Genomic DNA, 16,192 nt, shown 5'->3' on the forward strand with positions numbered 1-16,192 from the left:
GCGCACCCTTCCAGCTCCGCCCGGCGGCCCGGACGCGGGCCGCCGGGCGGCGACCATGGCGGGGGAGTGGCGGGGCCTCCCTAGACTCGACCGAGGCGCCCGGGCACCGGGACCCTGCCGAAGGAGGAGAGCGCATGGCCGTCCGAGCCGTCCGGGGAGCGACCCAGGTCGACGCCGACGACCGCGACGAGGTCCTCGCGGCGACCCGCGAGCTGGTCGCCACGGTCATGGAGCGCAACGAGCTGGCCGCCGAGGACCTGATCAGCATCCTGTTCACCGCGACCCCCGACCTGGTGTCGGAGTTCCCGGCGCTGGCCGCGCGGGAGCTGGGGCTCGGGGGCGTGCCGTTGATGTGCGCCACCGAGATCGCCGTGCCGCACGCACTGCCCCGGGTCCTGCGGCTGATGGCGCACGCGGAGACCGACCGGCCGCGCGCGGAGATCCAGCACGTCTACCTCCGGGGCGCGGCCGCGCTCCGCCGCGACATCGCCCAGTGAGCACCCGCGGGCCGATCCCGCCGTGGAGCGGCGGGGCGGACCTGCGCAGCATGACGACAGTGCCCGGGAGTCCGGGCACGGAGAGCAGTGAGTGAGCAGATGACATTCCGAGGCCAGGTGACCCTCGACGGACCGTCGGGCACCGGCAAGTCCAGCGTGGCGCGCGGCGTCGCCGCCCGCCTGGGCGCCGCTTATCTCGACACCGGCGCGATGTACCGGGCGGCCACCGTCGCGGTGCTCGACGCGGGCGTCGACCCCGCCGACGCCGACGCCGTGGGCCGCACGGTCGCCGCGGCGAGCATCGAGGTGGGCACCGACGCGGCCACCGAGACCGTCCGGGTCGACGGCGCCGACGTCGCGGCCCGCATCCGGGGCGCCGAGGTGACCCGCGCGGTGTCCGCGGTCTCGGCCGTGCCGGCCGTCCGCCGGCAGCTGGTCGACCAGCAGCGCGCGCTCGTCGCGGCGGCCGGCGCGGTGGTCGTGGAGGGGCGGGACATCGGCACCGTCGTCCTGCCCGAGGCCACGGTGAAGATCTACCTGACCGCCGCCCCGGAGGCGCGCGCCCAGCGCCGGGCCACCCAGCTGGGCATCGTGGACCCGGCCGAGGTCGCCGCGCTGGCCGCGGACCTGCGCCGCCGGGACGACTTCGACAGCAGCCGCGCGGACAGCCCGCTGCGGCCGGCCGCCGACGCGGTCGTCGTCGACAGCACCGAGCTGGACCAGCAGGGCGTCGTCGACCGGGTCGTCGACCTGGTCGCCGGCACCGTGCCGGCGGGGGAGCGGGCATGACCGAGGAGAGCACCGGGCCGCTGCCCGTCGTCGCCATCGTCGGCCGGCCCAACGTCGGCAAGTCGACGCTGGTCAACCGCATCCTCGGGCGCCGCGCGGCGGTCGTCCAGGACACCCCGGGCGTGACCCGGGACCGCATCGCCTACGAGGCGCTGTGGAACGGCAAGCGGTTCACGGTGGTCGACACCGGTGGCTGGGACCCCAAGGCCGCCGGCCTCGGCGCCTCCATCACCCGGCAGGCCGACTACGCCATGAAGACCGCCGACGTCATCGTGCTCGTCGTCGACAGCCAGGTGGGTGCCACCGAGACCGACCTCGCGGCCGCCCGCGTGCTCCGCCGCAGCGACCGCCCGGTGATCCTGGTGGCCAACAAGGTCGACGACGAGCGCAGCGAGGCCAACGCCGCGGAGCTGTGGTCGCTGGGCGTGGGGGAGCCGCACGCGATCAGCGCGCTGCACGGCCGCGCCAGCGGCGACCTGCTCGACCTCATCCTCGACGCGATGCCCGAGGCGCCGCGCGAGCAGGAGGAGGAGGGCGGGCCCCGGCGCGTGGCCCTGGTCGGCCGCCCGAACGTCGGCAAGTCCAGCCTGATCAACCGGCTGGCCAAGGAGGAGCGCTCGGTCGTCGACTCCGTCGCCGGCACCACCGTCGACCCCGTCGACTCGATCGTGACCCTCGGCGGCGAGGAGTGGCGGTTCGTCGACACCGCCGGCCTGCGGCGGAAGGTGAACACCGCCAGCGGGATGGAGTACTACGCCAGCCTGCGCACCGAGGCGGCCATCCAGGCCGCCGAGGTCTGCGTCGTCCTGCTGGCCGCCGACGAGGTGATCAGCGAGCAGGACCAGCGGGTCATCACCCAGGTCGTCGAGTCCGGCCGCGCGCTGGTCCTGGCCTTCAACAAGTGGGACACCCTCGACGAGGACCGCCACCACCAGCTCGAGCGGGAGATCGATCGCGACCTCGCGCACGTGAAGTGGGCGACTCGGGTCAACATCTCGGCCTCCACAGGCCGTGGCGTGGGCAAGCTGGCCGACCACCTCCGCGCCGCGATCGCCTCGTGGGAGACCCGCGTGCCCACGGCGGAGCTGAACACGTTCGTGCGGGCGCTGGTGCAGGAGACCCCGCCGCCGGCACGGGGTGGCCGCGCCCCGAAGATCAAGTACGTCACGCAGGCCGACGTCCGGCCGCCGCGCTTCGTGGTCTTCTCCACCGGCTTCCTGGAGGCCGGCTACCGCAGGTTCCTGCAGCGCAAGCTGCGCGAGCAGTGGGGCTTCCAGGGCACGCCGATCGAGATCTCGGTGAAGGTCCGCGAAGGCCGGGAGAAGGACGGCAAGCGCGGCTGACCACCGTCGAGGCCGGCGACGGCCGTGCGGTAATCTTCCGGGGCGGTTGTTCGCGGGTCCGGGAAGCCCCGGTACGCGGACGGCACGCGGGCTGTAGCGCAGCTTGGTAGCGCACCTGACTGGGGGTCAGGGGGTCGCAGGTTCAAATCCTGTCAGCCCGACAGTGTGATGTCGCAAGACATCTTGGACGCCTGAACCCACGAATCGTGGGTTCGGGCGTCCTTTTTCTCGGTGTGGCTCCGCTGACGCCGGTAGCCGGTAGCCGGTAGCCGGTTGGCGTTCGGTGCGGATGCGGTGGTGGGCCCGGCGGCACGGTCGGGCGATGGCGTGGCCTCGGGCGGTGATAGCCGAGACCCTCCGGGCAGCGAGCGGTGCGGCCGTTGGTGGTTATGGTCCGCTGGGACTCGGTCGGCCTGCATGGGCAACGATCAACGGATGGTCAGCTCGTCGGTCCAAACCTGAAAGCACCTTTACCGCCTCCTCGGCGCATCCGCGTGGGCACCTGCTGATCCTCTTTCCCCACACATCGACGAGGCGCGCGAGCAACAGTGGGAGCGGCGTGTCACTGGTGGGCCGTATGGTCCGGGCGTGTCGCAGAAGCGGACCTATTCCGACGAGCAGCTTCTTGGCGCGATCGCCAACTCAAGCTCTTGGCGCGGAGTGCTGCGGCGATTGGGTTTGCTGGCGACATCGGCTGGATCCATGCGCTCGGTGCGCTCGCACGCCGATCGTCTCGGTGCCGATTACAGCCACTTCAAGGGACAGCGGAAGTGGACCGAAGGCGAGCTTCACGCGGCTATAGAAGCTGCCAGAACGTGGTCAGAGGTTGCCGAGCAGTTGGGTGTCCGCAATGTCTCCGCTGTCGCAGCGTTGAAGGGGCACGCGGCTCGGCTCAAGGCGGACTGCAAGCACCTGACAGAGCAGCCGACCGCTGTGCTTGATCGCAACAGCCGGCCGGACATCGCTCATCTCGGTCGCGCGGGCTCGCTCCTCGCTGCCTCCTGGTTCACGCTGTGCGGTCACGAAGTCTCTTGGCCGCTCGAACCCAGCCGCTATGACCTGGTTGTCTGCACCGATGTGGGAATTCGCCGCGTACAGGTGAAGACGACGACGGCACGGGTCGGAGACACGTGGAAGGTCTATCTCTCAACCTCGCGCCGGGAACGAAGAACGTACGGCCCTGAGGAGACCGATGACTTCTTCATCATCGACGGTGCGCTCACGTGCTATTTGATTCCAGTCGCCGCGGTTGGTGGTCTGCATGCCATTCACCTTCGGGGCTACGCGCAGTACCGATTGGCGCAGGTGGACCCTGCCGCCCGTGCGTGACCACGCTACTGGCCGCCGATGGCGGCGCGGTGAAGCTCGTGGGGCTATGTCCTCCGCTGGTCGAGCCGGTCACGACCAAGATCGAGCGCTTGTCGAGCACCGCACCGAGACTGCCGCTGACGCCCCACCAAGTCGCTGCGGATTGCGGTGATGCGCTCAGGCGGCCTCTCGGACTCCGTGTACTGGACGACGGGTCGGATGCACCCGCAAGAACCTGGGGTCGCCACCGGGTTGACCCGGGAACACCTCGCCCACCGAGTTGACCCTCGACGTCACCGCGTCGGCGTGAGGTCCCGGACCGGCAGCTGCTCCGGCGTTCGATCGCGACCACGCGGCGGTACCGGCGAGGGCCGCCCGCGGCGGCGAAAGACGAGGTGGCGCTGGGCCAGGTAGCTCACGGCGAGCAGCGTTCCTTCGGTGAGCAGCTTCGCCGGCAGGAGGCCGAGCCCGGCGCCGGTGAGGGCGAGGAGGACGGCGTAGTTGGCGCCCAGGAGGAGCACGACGAGGGTGGCGTACCGGACGGCTGCCGCGCCGAAGGTCCGCCGGTCCGGTGCGGTGCCAAAGACCACGCGCCGGTTGACGAGGAAGTTGAGCGTCGAGCTGACCGCACGGGCGCCCAGCACCGACAGCAGGAGCGTGCCGGTGAGGGCGTGCAGGGTCAGCAGCGCCACCGTGTCGACCAGGAAGGCGCCGAACGACGAGAGGAGGAACGCCATCAGCGGCGCGTAGACCCGCAGCGAGTCCACGAGCGGGCGGAAGTGCGAGGACGCGTTGCCCTCCAGGTAGATGGTGGCGATCTCGATCTCCTCGATCGCCAGTCCACGACGCGCCGCCTGCAGGAGGGCGACGAGCTCGTACTCGAACCGGTCACCCGGCACCGCCACCAGCCACGGCAGCAGCGCGGCCGGGTAGCCCCGGAGCCCGGTCTGGGTGTCCTGCAGCCGGCGACCGGTGGCCAGCCGGAAGAGCATCCGGGTCGCCGCGTTGCCGAACCGGCTGCGCGCCGGCACGTCCCCGACGAACTGTCGAGCGCCGAGGACCATCGACCCGCCGCCCGCGACGCGGTCGGCGACGCGGAGGATGTCGATGGGCCCGTGCTGGCCGTCGGAGTCCGCGCAGACCACGTCCTCGCCCGGCCAGTTCCGGGCCACGAACGAGAAGCCGGTCCTCAGGGCGGCGCCCTTGCCCCGGTTGACCGGGTGCTCCAGCACCCGGCACCCCATCGCGCGGACCGCGCCGAACACGTGCGCGTACTCCGGCCCGCTGCCGTCGTCCACGACGACGAGCCGGATCCCGGGGTCGGCCGCCCTCAGCGCGTCGACGACGTCGGGCAGGCGGCCGTCCGGCTGGTAGGCGGGGATGAGGACGATCACGGCGGTCGCCTCAGCCCGCGATGTAGAGGATGTCGGAGACGCCGCGTTCCTCGCCCTTGCCCAGCGGGTCGTTGACCACCTCGCCGTCGAAGTACATGGTCGAGGAGCCGCCGCCGTCGAGGTTGTACGCGGTGGTCGCCCCGAGGTCCTGCATGATCCCGGCGAGCTCGGTCAGCGTGACGCCCTCGCTGTAGCCGGGGCTGCGGCCGTCGACCACGACGAACACCAGGTGGTTGGCGTCGATGACTCCGACGGCGGTGCGCGGCTGGTCGCCCTGGATGGAGTGGTTGCCGACGTTGGTGTCGATCTCGACGTCCTCGATGCCGTCGACGACCGCACCGTCCTCGAGGATGGCCGGCCCGAAGGACAGGGTGTTCCAGACACCGTCGGCCACGAGCTCGTCGGCGGTGGTGGCCGTCTCGTCGTAGACCTGCACGGTGCCGTCGCGGTAGAAGGCGAGTCCCTGGCGGGCGCCCTCGTCGCGGTAGACCACGCCGTTGCGGACGACGATGCCGGTGTCGCGGAAGCCGTAGTAGTCGCCGTTGATCGCGAAGACCGCGCCGTTGTCCTCGGCGATGTCCGAGGTGTTCTCGACGATGTTGGTGCCGAACTGGTTCTCGGCGAAGGCCGACTGCAGCACCGTCGCGTCGGTGAGGGTCACGTCGGCGACGTAGTAGGTGACGGTGCTGTCGCCGCTGCCGGTGACCACCGTGGAGACCTCGACCGTGGCGCCGTCGGAGGTGTAGGAGCTGCCGGTGACGGTGCCGCCGGTCGACAGGGAGGAGGCATCGGTCCCGGTGGACTGCGCGGCCTCGTAGGCGTCGACGTCGGAGATCTCGACGTGGTCGATGACGAAGCGGTCCAGGGCCCAGGCCGAGCCCGCGCCGGCGGCCACCGTCAGTGCGGTGGCGCCGGCGATGACGGCGCGGCGGATCCGGTGCGAGCGGGGGCGGGTGTCCTCGGGCATGCCGTCAGTTGTGACGGAGCCGGTTGTGGCGGCCATGGGCCGGAGCTGTGGGGCGGCTGTAGATCCGCAGGGCGGCCCCCGCGCATCCGCCGCGGTGCACCGACCGGACCGCGGGAACCGGCTCACAGGCACTGTGGAGCTGACGCCCAGTGACAGCGCAGCTCCGTGCCGCAACGTGGAGTTCGCCCCGCCGTCAAGCTCTGGAAAGCCGGATGTCTTCTCCTGTCTACCTGTACGCAGCCGATCTGCTCGCCATCGCGCTGCTCACCTTCGGGGTGTACTTCCCCCGCCACCGGCGCCGTGACCTGGTCATCGCCTACATCGGCGTCAACGTCGGCGTGCTGGCGGTCTCGGTCGCCCTCGCCGGCAGCGGCGTGGGAGCGGGCCTGGGCCTGGGCCTGTTCGGCGTGCTCTCCATCATCCGGTTGCGGTCCACCGAGCTCGACCAGCACGAGGTGGCCTACTACTTCTCGGCCCTGGCTCTGGGGCTGCTGGGCGGCCTCGGTGCGGCGAGCGTGCCGCTCACCCTCGCCCTGATGGCCATGGTCGTCGTCGCCATGTACGCCGCCGGTCACCCGCGGCTGCTGCGCCGGTACCGCCAGCAGGTGATGGTCCTCGACTCGGCGTTCACCGACGAGCAGGGGCTGACCGCGCACCTGGAGGGCCTGCTCGGCGCCCGCGTGCACCAGGTGACCGTCCAGCGCGTGGACCTGGTCAACGACACCACGTGGGTCGACGTCCGGTTCGAGGTCGCCCGTGAACCACGGTCGGCGGTGCGCCCCGCTGCGTCGGCCGCTCCCGTTCCGCTCGGGCGGCCCCACGGCCCCGCGTCCACCCCGGTGCAGCGGTGACCGCGGTCATGCCGGCGCTGCCCTCGGTCGAGCACCTCCCGCCCGTGGGGCTCGAGGAGCTCGTCGCCCGCGCGGCGCTGCAGACCCGGGTCGACCGGAAGTACGTCCTCCCGCTGCCCGCGGCCGAGCAGTTCCTGGCCGGCCTGGCGCGCACCGAGGAGGTGCGGGTGCTGGAGATGGCCGGGCTGCGCGCCTTCGGCTACGAGTCCCTCTACCTCGACACCCCGGAGCTCACCGGCTACCACCTCGCCGCCCGGGGCAGGAGGCGGCGGTTCAAGGTGCGCCGGCGCACGTACCTGGACACGGGGACCGCCTTCCTCGAGGTCAAGACCCGCGGGCCGCGCGGTGCGACGGTGAAGGAGCGCATCCCGGCCACCGGCGACCGGCAGCACGCGGCCGCCTTCGTCGACGACGTCCTGGACCGGGCCGGCCTCGGCCAGGTCCGCAGCGACGAACTCCGGCCCGTGCTCCGCACCGCGTACCGGCGCACCACCCTGCATCTCCCGGCCACCGACGGCCGGGTCACCGTCGACACCGACCTGACCTGGTCCCTGCCCGGCGGCCCGGCCGCCGGGCTCGCGGAGGTCGTGCTCGTCGAGACCAAGTCCGGCTCCGCCCCGTCGGCGGCCGACCGCCGCCTGTGGCGGTCGGGGCACCGGCCCACCCGGATCTCCAAGTACGGCACCGGGCTCGCCGCGCTGCGCGGCGACCTCCCCGACAACAAGTGGTGCCCGGTCCTGCGCCGGCACTTCTCCCTCCTGACCCCCTGCTCCTCCGACGATCGGAACCTCCCGTGAGCCGACTCAAGAAGACCCGCGCCGCTCTGTCCGGTGCGCTGATCGCCGCCGTCCTCGCCGGCTGCACCGCCGGCTCCACCACGACCAGCTCCTCCGACGGCACCGTCTCCACCGTCTCCGCCGAGGAGGTGTCGGCCAGCACGGGGATCTCCGTCGAGGACGCCGTCGCCGCCAACCTGGTCACCCACGACGACGACGCCGACCACGACTACGAGGAGTCCGAGGTGGTCGAGATCGCGCTGACCGGCGACTCGGCCGAGACCGACTCGGACGCGGTCACGGTGTCCGACGGCACGGTGACCATCACGGCGGCCGGCACCTACCGGCTCAGCGGCACCCTGGCGGGCCAGGTCCTCGTCGACACCGCGGACGAGGGGGTGGTCCGCGTCATCCTGGACGACGCGGAGATCACCTCGTCCACGACGTCGGCCCTGGCGTTCATGGCGGCCGACATCGCGATGGTGGTGCTGGCCGACGGGTCGACGAACACCCTCGCCGACGGCTCCGACTACGCCGTCGACGGCGAAGAGCCTAACGCGGCGCTGTACAGCGCCGCGGACCTGACCCTCACCGGGACCGGCGCGCTCGTCGTCACCGGCAACGCCAACGACGGCATCGCGAGCCAGGACGGCCTCGTGCTGGACTCGGGCACGGTCACCGTGGCGGCGGTCGACGACGGCATCCGCGGCAAGGACTACCTCGTGGTCGAGGGCGCCGACGTCACGGTCACGGCCGGCGGGGACGGCCTGAAGTCCGACAATGCCGAGGACGCCACGGCCGGCTACGTGTACGTCGCGGGCGGATCGGTGGACGTGACCTCCGGCGGGGACGGCCTCGCCGCGGAGACCGACGTCATCGTGGCCGCCGGCACGGTCCGGGTCGAAGCAGGCGGTGGCAGCGGGGAGACCGTGGCCGAGGACGCCTCCGCGAAGGGGCTCAAGGGCACGGTCAGCGTGGTCGTCGGTGGCGGCACGGTCGACGTCGACGCCGCCGACGACGCCGTCCACTCCGACGGCGTGGTCAGCATCCAGGACGGCACCCTCACGCTCGCCACCGCCGACGACGGCGTGCACGCGGACGGCGACGTCACGATCGCCGGCGGCGAGCTGACGGTGACCGGGTCCTACGAGGCGGTGGAGAGCGCGGTCATCACGATCTCCGGCGGGCAACTGGACCTGACCGCGAGCGACGACGGCATCAACGTGGGCGGCGGCAACGACGGTTCCGGTCAGCAGGGCCCCGGCGGTGGTGGTGACTCCTTCGCCACCTCGAGCGCGTACCAGCTCACCATCACCGGGGGCACCATCGCCGTCGACTCCGGCGGTGACGGCCTGGACTCCAACGGGAACGGCACCATGACCGGCGGCACGGTCGTGGTCAGCGGCCCGACGCAGAGCGGGAACGGCGCCATCGACGTGCAGAACGGCCTCGTCGTGAACGGTGGCGACCTGCTGGTCACCGGCAGCTCGGGCATGGCACAGGCGCCGGTGACGTCGTCGGAGCAGGCCTGGGTGGCCGCCACCTTCGACGCGCAGGCCGCCGGCTCGACGGTGGAGGTCGTGTCCGCCGACGGTGATGTGCTCGGCACCTGGACGGCGGGCAAGGACTTCGCCCTGGTGACGTTCTCCTCCGCAGACGTGGAGAGCGGCGCGCAGTACACCGTCGTGGTCGACGGCACAGAGGTGGCGACCGCGACGGCCGGGGAGTTCACCGGCGGCGGCATGGGCGGGGGAGGAGCCCGCGGGGGGCGTCCCGCCGGCTGACGCGCACCGCTCCGTCGCAGCGGCGTCGTCCCCGTGGGGCGGCGCCGCTGCGCAGTTGGTCCGGCCGGGTACGCCCGGTCGCCGACGGGGGGGGTGTCCGCCGACCGACTGGCCGTCGGATGATCGGCATGAACTGATGGAGTCGGACGGCCGCTGTGGGCACGCGCCGCCTCCGTCGGTCCCCGACCCACCCCGAGAACCTCCTGAGGAGCAAGTGACCGTGCTCGAGACCAGCCTGCTCATCGGCGACGAGAGCCTGGCCGCCGGCAGCGGCCGGACGTTCGACCGCGCCAACCCCGTGAGCGGGGAGACCGTGAGCCGCTGCCAGGCGGCCGACGTCCAGGACGCGCTGAAGGCCGTCGACGCCGCCGCGGCGGCGTTCCAGAAGTGGGCCGCGACGACGCCCAGCGAGCGCCGGATGAAGCTGCTCCGGGCCGCCGACCTGCTGGAGGCCAGCACCGACCGCTTCGTCGAGCGGATGGCCGCCGAGTGCGGGGCGACCGCCGGCTGGGGCCACTTCAACGTGCACCTGGCCGCGGGCATGCTCCGGGAGGCCGCGGGCCTCACCACGCACGTGGGCGGGCAGGTCATCCCCTCGGACGTCCCCGGCAGCCTGAGCATGGGCATCCGCCAGCCGGCCGGGGTCGTCATCGGCATCGCGCCGTGGAACGCCCCGGTGATCCTCTCGACCCGCGCCGTCGCGTTCCCGCTCGCCGCCGGCAACACCGTCGTCCTCAAGTGCTCCGAGCTCTCCCCGGCGACGCACATGCTCCTGGGCGAGATCCTCGTCGAGGCCGGCCTGGGCGACGGCGTCGTCAACGTCATCACCGTGGCCCCGGAGGACGCCGCCGAGGTGACCGAGGCGATGGTGGCCCACCCGGCGGTCCGCCGGCTCAACTTCACCGGCTCCACCCGGGTCGGCCGGATCATCGGCGAGGTCTGCGCGCGCCACCTCGTGCCGGCGCTCCTCGAGCTCGGGGGGAAGAACCCGCTGCTCGTCCTCGACGACGCCGACATCGACGCCGCCGTGCAGGGCGCGACGTTCGGCGGCTTCGTCAACCAGGGCCACGTCTGCATGTCGACCGACAAGATCATCGTCGACGAGTCCGTCGCGGACGAGTTCGTCGCCAAGCTCGTCGAGCGGGTGCAGTCGCTGCCGGTCGGCGACCCGCGCACCGGCGACGTCGTCCTCGGCTCGGTCATCGGCACCAGCACCGTCGAGCACATCCAGCGGCTGGTGGACGACGCCGTCGTCAAGGGGGCGACGGTGCTGACGAAGGGCGAGCCGCAGGGCACGATCATGCCCGGCGTCGTGCTGGACCACGTCACGCCGGACATGGCGATCTTCTCCGAGGAGATCTTCGGCCCGGCGGTCACCGTCACCCGGGTCCGCGGCGAGGACGAGGCGGTCGCCGCCGCCAACGACAGCGCCTACGGGCTGTCCGCCGCCGTCTTCACCCGGGACGCCGCCCGCGGCTTCCTGGTCGCCCGGCGGATCGAATCGGGCATCTGCCACATCAACGCCCCGACCGTGCACGACGAGGCGCAGATGCCGTTCGGCGGCGTGAAGGACAGCGGGTACGGCCGCTTCGGCGGGCTGGCCGGCATCGATGCGTTCAGCGAGCTGCGCTGGATCAGCATGCAGGTGGAGCCCCGCGTCTACCCGTTCTGAGGGCGGCGGCCACGTGGCGCGGTCGTCCGCGGGGGGACCGCGCTCAGCGGAGGCCGGCGAGCACGGCCGCGGCAGCACGGTCGAGGGCCGTCGACGCCTCGCTCCACGAGGTGGCGGCCGGGAAGTCGCCCAGCAGCACGACGACCCGTCCGTCGCCCAGGACGGCGGCCGAGTGCAGCTGCCGGCGTCCGTCGACGCAGCACATCCAGCCCTGTTTGGCCGCCACCTGCTCGGTGGCGACACCGAGCAGCCCGAACTGCTGGTCGAAGCCGTCCGCGGCCGTCGCGGAGGTCGCGCGCATCCAGCCCAGGAGCGTGGCGGCGTCCTCGGGCCCGAGCCAGTCGTCGACGGCGGCGAGGGCGGTCGCGACGTCGGCGGCCGTGGTCCAGGGCTGGCCCCACTGCCCGGCGACGTCCGGGGGAGCCGTGGCCGACAGCCCGAGGACGGCTGCGCCGTCGGTGACCAGCCGGGCGCCGTCGTACCGGTCCCACAGGATGCTCATGGCGGTGTCGTCGGAGGCGGTCACCGCCCGCTCCATCAGGGCGAGGTCGTCCGCGCTGAGGGTCAGCGCGCCTGCCGCGTCCTGGGCGAGCAGCTGGCCGACCACCAGGATCTTCACGAGGGAGGCCGTGTAGGTCTGCTCACCGGCGTCCGGACCGACGACCAGCGGCGTCCCGTCCGCGGCCAGCACGACGGCGGTGATCGTGCCGCCGGCCGCCGTGCCGGCCGCGGCGACCTCGTCGAGGATCGCCTCCGCGGCTACGGCGACGACGACGGGAGCCGCTGCCAGCATCTGCGTGGTCGTGCCGGTCGGCACGGTGACCGAGGTGACGGTCGCGGCGGAACCGGTGGAGCCGGCCGCCGTCCCGGGGGCGGAGCCGACCACGGCGACGGTGGCCGCTCCGCTCGCGACGACGGCGGCGAGGAGAGCGGCCACCAGAGGCCGCCGCCCGCGACGTAGCAGCTCGGACGCGCTCAGCATGCGATCAAGATCGTGGACGAAGCTGGTGCCCACCTGGGAGCGGCCTGTGCGAAGCGTCCGAGGCGTCGCGCACCGACTGCCGATGAAACAGCCGGGTGCGGGAGTGGAGGGCCTCACCTCGGCGGCGGGACCGGCCGGTGCTGTGCGTCCGTCCGGGTGGCGAAGGTCATGGGCGGCACCGGCGCACGACGGCCGTGCTGTCCGTCATCGAACCGTAACGTGGAGGAGTGCACGGCATGAACCGGTCCTGGGGTCAACGGCTGAGCCGGCTCCCCGACCGGGCGCGGTGGGCGGTCTCCGGCTCCGGTCCGCCGACCGCCCCCTTCGCACTGCGCGCCCAGCCGAGCGGGGTGGACGAGTCCAGCGCGCGCGCAGCGGTCGGTCTGGCCCTCCGCCTGGGGGAGTCGATGATGGCCGTCGGGGCCTCGGCCGCCGACGTCAACGCCACCGTGCTCCGGGTGGCGGCCGCCTACGGCCTCGTCGCCTGCCAGGTGGACATCACGCACACGTCGCTGACGATCAGCTACGACCCGGACGACGCCCCGCCGATGACACTGATGCGCATCGTGCGCCCACGGGGACTGGACTACACCCGGCTGCAGGGGATCACCGACCTGGCCCGGGAGGTGGTGACGGAGCGCCTGGACGCCGAGGTCGCCCACCGACGGCTGGACCGGGTCGTGTCCGCCCCGCACCCGTACCGCCGGCGCGTGCACGCGCTGGGCTGGGCCGGTGTGGCCGGCGCCGTCGCCTTCCAGCTCGGCGGCGGCTGGCTGGTCGCCCTGGTGGCGGCGCTGACCACGGCCACCATCGAGCGGGTCATCCAGGCCCTGGACCGTCGGGGGCTCCCCAGCTTCTTCCAGCAGGCGGCAGGTGCCGCGGTGGCGACGGGCGTGGCCGTCCTCCTCGTCGTCTGGGACGTCGGGGTCCGCAGCTCGCTGGTCGTCGCCGCGGGGATCGTCGTCCTGCTGGCCGGGCTGTCCTTCGTGGGCGCCGCGGAGGACGCGATCAGCGGCTTTCCGGTGACCGCCGCCGCGCGGGCCTTCGAGGTGCTGATGCTGACCACCGGCATCGTCGTCGGCATCGCCGGCGTGCTGGACCTGGCCCAGCGCGCCCAGCTCCCGTTGCGGGTGACCGACCCGGCGGCGTTCACCGTGCCCTTCGCCGTGGCGCTGGCAGCGGCGGCCGGGATGGCCGGGTCCTGGGCCCTGGCGTCCTACGCCCGGGCGCGGGCCGTCGGCGTCGCCACCGTCACCGGCGCGGTGGCCTGGACGACCTACTGGGTCGCCGGCCTGCTCGGGGCAGGACCCGCGGTGGCCACCGCGGCCGCCGCCGTCGTCGTCGGGTTCTGCGGGGAGGCACTGACCGAGCGGCTGCGGATCCCCCCGATGCTGGTCGCGGTCTGCGGCATCGTCCCGCTGCTGCCCGGGCTGGCGATCTACCGCGCTCTGTTCGCCATCGTCGTGGAGGCCGACGTCGCCGGCGGGCTGAACGGCCTCGTCGGGGCCGCGGCGATCGGGCTCGCCCTCGCCGCCGGTGTCGTGCTGGGCAGGTACTTCGGCCGGCCGTTCGGCGGGCGGAGCGACCGGTTCGATCGGCGGGTCCGCCGGCGGGCGACCACCGGGGACTGAGGCCCGGCCCGCTGCTCATACGCCCCCCCTCCAGCCGGGTGAGCGCAGCCGTCCCCGCTCGCCGCGGCCCCGTGTGTACGCGGAGTTCGAACGAGTGGGCGTAACGCGTTCCCCGGTCGCGCGGAGGAGTTCGGAAGGCGACGGGGTCGCCGACCGGGCCATCCGCCGGCCGCGCATGCGCGCAACTCGCGACTTCGCGCCCGTGACCGGTCTCGGTCCCCGGCCGTTCCGGTGCTGTCTATCGGGCCTTGCCAGGGTCGGTTCGCCCACATCCCTGACAGGAGAGGCCAGTCGTGCGCCGCACACCCGTTCCCGTGATCATCTGCTCCCTGACAGCACTCGCCGTCTGCGCCCCGCTCGCCGCGCAGGCCGCTCCGACCGCACCGGCACCGACCAGCGGCTTCTCGACCACGGCCGTCGGTGACCTGCCGTTGCTGACCGACCCCTTCCTCCAGAGCCCCCTGCCCAGCGGTGTGCACGTCGTGTGGATGACCGAGCGCCCGGGTGACCGGCACGTCGTCCTGACGGGCGACGGCGTCGACGACCTGACGGAGCGGGAGCTGGCTGAGATCGCCGACGGGCGACGCGGCCCCCGCGGCGTGAAGGTCCACCGGGCGGGTACGACCCGGCTCTCGCGGGTGGCCGAGGACGCGCGTTCGCAGCTACCCGATGCGACCCGCCCGACGAGCGAGGACGGCATCGTCGAGCGGGACGTGTTCCGCCACGAGGCGGTGGTGCGCGGACTGCGCCCGGGCTCGGAGGTCCCGTACCGGGTGCTCTCGGCCGACGGCGCGCTGATGGGGGCCTCCGCCACCTTCACGCTCTCCCCGGCGGCGCGCCCGGGCGAGCCGCAGCGGATCCTGCTGACGTCGGATCACCAATCGATGGTGAACACCCCGGCCAACCTGCAGGTGGCCGCCGCGACCATCGGCACCATCGACGCAGTGTTCCAAGCGGGCGACCTCGTCAACGTGCCGGACCGGGCCTCGGAGTGGTTCGACGACAGCCGTGGCAGCGCCTGGTTCCCGGTGCTGCAGGGCCACGGTGGCCGCACCGCCACCAACGGCCGGGTCTACACGGGCGCACCGATCATCCAGAGCGCACCTCTGTTCGCCGCCGTGGGGAACCACGAGGTACAGGGACGCATCGCCGGCGCCACCAGCCTGAGCGACGGCAACAGCTCCGTCCCGCGCGACGTCGCGGCGGCCGCGTACGAGGCGGTCGCCGACGAGGTGAACCCGAAGGGGGATCCCGCCGTGCGGGGGCAGTGGATCGAGGACAACTCCTTCAGCACGACCACGTACGAGGAGATCCTGACGCTGCCGGAGAGCAGGCCCGGCGGTGAGACGTACTACGCGACCACCGTGGGCGACGTCCGCCTGATCACCCTGTACGCCACCCGCATGTGGCGCGGCACCGCCAACGACGCCGACCCGGCCGCGCGCACGTCGACGAGCCGCTACCAGGAGGCGGCGCAGGACCTGTCGGACCCGCTCGCCCAGGGCTACGGGGAGTTCGTCTACGAAGGCCTGGAGAAGGGGTCGGAGCAGTACGAGTGGCTCGCGAGGGAGCTGCGCAGCCCGGAGTTCCGCAAGGCTCGGTACACGGTCGTGATGATGCACGAGGGTCCGCAGGGCCTCGGGGACAACATCGCCCCCGCGTTCACCGACCCGGTCCGGATCGAGGAGCGCGACGCGGCCGGCGCGCTGATCGGCGTCCGGTACGAGTACCCGGTCGAGGACAACATGCTGACGCGCGACGTCCAGCCCATGCTCGAGACCGCCGGCGTGGACCTCGTCTACAGCGGCCACAGCCACCTGTGGAACCGGTTCGAGGGGGATGGTGGCACCGTGTTCCTCGAGGCGTCGAACACCGGGAACTCCTACGGCGCCTTCCACGAGCTGAGCGGCCGGAGCCGGCATGTCCCGGGAGCGCCGTGGGACGCCTCGAACTACCTCGCGCAGGGCAATCCCGGCGGCCTCGAGCCGGTGATTCCCACGGTCAACCCGCTGCGCGCGGTCGACGGCACCCCCCTGCCGTTCGTCCAGGACAACGACATCGCCGTCTTCTCGGTGCTGGACACGGGCTCCGGTGAAGTGACCACGTGGACCTACGACCTGCGCACGCCGGACGAGGCGCCCGTCGTGCTCGACCGCTTCCCGCTGACCGACTGACGACGTGGCGGCCTGCCCGGGGGC

General features: G+C 72.8%; 13 protein-coding genes and 1 tRNA gene. 11 read left to right on the forward strand and 3 right to left on the reverse strand.

Annotation, left to right across the window (positions count from 1 at the left end; genetic code table 11):
- Positions 1 to 134: 134 nt before the first annotated feature.
- The 5 genes from aroH (at position 135) to ACI79T_RS12260 (ending at position 3,958) form a co-directional block, all read left to right on the forward strand.
- The gene (aroH, locus tag ACI79T_RS12240; protein WP_456610338.1) at positions 135 to 497 is read left to right on the forward strand and encodes a chorismate mutase; all 363 of its coding nucleotides are present in this window, start codon (positions 135 to 137) and stop codon (positions 495 to 497) included.
- Between the two features lie 99 nt (positions 498 to 596).
- Positions 597 to 1,286, forward strand: a complete 690-nt coding sequence (gene cmk, locus ACI79T_RS12245) for a (d)CMP kinase (RefSeq protein ID WP_456610339.1) — start codon at positions 597 to 599, stop codon at positions 1,284 to 1,286.
- The gene (gene der / locus ACI79T_RS12250) at positions 1,283 to 2,629 is read left to right on the forward strand and encodes a ribosome biogenesis GTPase Der (protein WP_456610340.1); all 1,347 of its coding nucleotides are present in this window, start codon (positions 1,283 to 1,285) and stop codon (positions 2,627 to 2,629) included. The genes cmk and der overlap by 4 nt, the downstream gene beginning before the upstream one ends.
- 87 nt (positions 2,630 to 2,716) lie before the next feature.
- Positions 2,717 to 2,790: transfer RNA gene (locus ACI79T_RS12255), tRNA-Pro, on the forward strand.
- Positions 2,791 to 3,217: 427 nt separating this feature from the next.
- Complete coding sequence (locus tag ACI79T_RS12260) at positions 3,218 to 3,958, forward strand: group I intron-associated PD-(D/E)XK endonuclease (protein WP_456610341.1); 741 nt, start codon at positions 3,218 to 3,220, stop codon at positions 3,956 to 3,958.
- 272 nt (positions 3,959 to 4,230) lie between these two features.
- On the opposite strand, the gene ACI79T_RS12265 is transcribed toward ACI79T_RS12260, so the two are convergent.
- Both ACI79T_RS12265 and ACI79T_RS12270 read right to left on the reverse strand, forming a co-directional pair.
- Entirely contained in the window at positions 4,231 to 5,331 is a 1,101-nt protein-coding gene (locus ACI79T_RS12265) for a glycosyltransferase (protein ID WP_456610342.1), read from the reverse strand.
- A gap of 10 nt (positions 5,332 to 5,341) precedes the next feature.
- Positions 5,342 to 6,298 carry a phosphodiester glycosidase family protein gene (locus tag ACI79T_RS12270; RefSeq protein ID WP_456610343.1) on the reverse strand — a complete coding sequence of 319 codons (957 nt, stop codon included), beginning with the start codon at positions 6,296 to 6,298 and terminating at the stop codon, positions 5,342 to 5,344.
- 212 nt (positions 6,299 to 6,510) lie between these two features.
- Here ACI79T_RS12270 and ACI79T_RS12275 point away from each other — a divergent pair, with 212 nt between their 5' ends.
- The 4 genes from ACI79T_RS12275 to ACI79T_RS12290 all read left to right on the forward strand — a co-directional run bounded on the left by ACI79T_RS12275 (position 6,511) and on the right by ACI79T_RS12290 (position 11,381).
- Entirely contained in the window at positions 6,511 to 7,149 is a 639-nt protein-coding gene (locus ACI79T_RS12275; protein ID WP_456610344.1) for a DUF4956 domain-containing protein, read from the forward strand.
- Positions 7,146 to 7,946 (forward strand): polyphosphate polymerase domain-containing protein, encoded by an 801-nt coding sequence (locus tag ACI79T_RS12280; protein WP_456610345.1) that lies wholly within the window; start codon positions 7,146 to 7,148, stop codon positions 7,944 to 7,946. Before ACI79T_RS12275 ends, ACI79T_RS12280 begins: the two co-directional genes overlap by 4 nt.
- Positions 7,943 to 9,709 carry a carbohydrate-binding domain-containing protein gene (locus tag ACI79T_RS12285; RefSeq protein WP_456610346.1) on the forward strand — a complete coding sequence of 589 codons (1,767 nt, stop codon included), beginning with the start codon at positions 7,943 to 7,945 and terminating at the stop codon, positions 9,707 to 9,709. The genes ACI79T_RS12280 and ACI79T_RS12285 overlap by 4 nt, the downstream gene beginning before the upstream one ends.
- A gap of 220 nt (positions 9,710 to 9,929) precedes the next feature.
- Positions 9,930 to 11,381: an aldehyde dehydrogenase gene (locus ACI79T_RS12290; RefSeq protein WP_456610347.1), complete on the forward strand. Its 1,452-nt coding sequence runs from the start codon at positions 9,930 to 9,932 to the stop codon at positions 11,379 to 11,381.
- A 43-nt stretch (positions 11,382 to 11,424) separates the two neighbouring features.
- On the opposite strand, the gene ACI79T_RS12295 is transcribed toward ACI79T_RS12290, so the two are convergent.
- The gene (locus ACI79T_RS12295) at positions 11,425 to 12,318 is read right to left on the reverse strand and encodes a serine hydrolase (RefSeq protein ID WP_456610348.1); all 894 of its coding nucleotides are present in this window, start codon (positions 12,316 to 12,318) and stop codon (positions 11,425 to 11,427) included.
- A gap of 281 nt (positions 12,319 to 12,599) precedes the next feature.
- On the opposite strand from ACI79T_RS12295, the gene ACI79T_RS12300 reads away from it, so the two are divergent.
- Positions 12,600 to 13,994 (forward strand): threonine/serine ThrE exporter family protein, encoded by a 1,395-nt coding sequence (locus ACI79T_RS12300; protein WP_456610349.1) that lies wholly within the window; start codon positions 12,600 to 12,602, stop codon positions 13,992 to 13,994.
- Positions 13,995 to 14,287: 293 nt separating this feature from the next.
- Positions 14,288 to 16,168 carry a metallophosphoesterase family protein gene (locus ACI79T_RS12305; RefSeq protein WP_456610350.1) on the forward strand — a complete coding sequence of 627 codons (1,881 nt, stop codon included), beginning with the start codon at positions 14,288 to 14,290 and terminating at the stop codon, positions 16,166 to 16,168.
- The last annotated feature ends 24 nt before the right edge of the window (positions 16,169 to 16,192 follow it).

This window comes from Blastococcus sp. SYSU DS0619 (assembly GCF_054051035.1).

Coding starts and splice junctions, on each gene's coding strand:
- aroH (WP_456610338.1), top strand. CDS start 135: ATGGCCGTCCGAGCCGTCCGGGGAGCGACCCAGGTCGACGCCGACGAC.
- cmk (WP_456610339.1), top strand. CDS start 597: ATGACATTCCGAGGCCAGGTGACCCTCGACGGACCGTCGGGCACCGGC.
- der (WP_456610340.1), top strand. CDS start 1,283: ATGACCGAGGAGAGCACCGGGCCGCTGCCCGTCGTCGCCATCGTCGGC.
- ACI79T_RS12270 (WP_456610343.1), bottom strand. CDS start 6,298: ATGCCCGAGGACACCCGCCCCCGCTCGCACCGGATCCGCCGCGCCGTC.
- ACI79T_RS12275 (WP_456610344.1), top strand. CDS start 6,511: ATGTCTTCTCCTGTCTACCTGTACGCAGCCGATCTGCTCGCCATCGCG.
- ACI79T_RS12300 (WP_456610349.1), top strand. CDS start 12,600: ATGAACCGGTCCTGGGGTCAACGGCTGAGCCGGCTCCCCGACCGGGCG.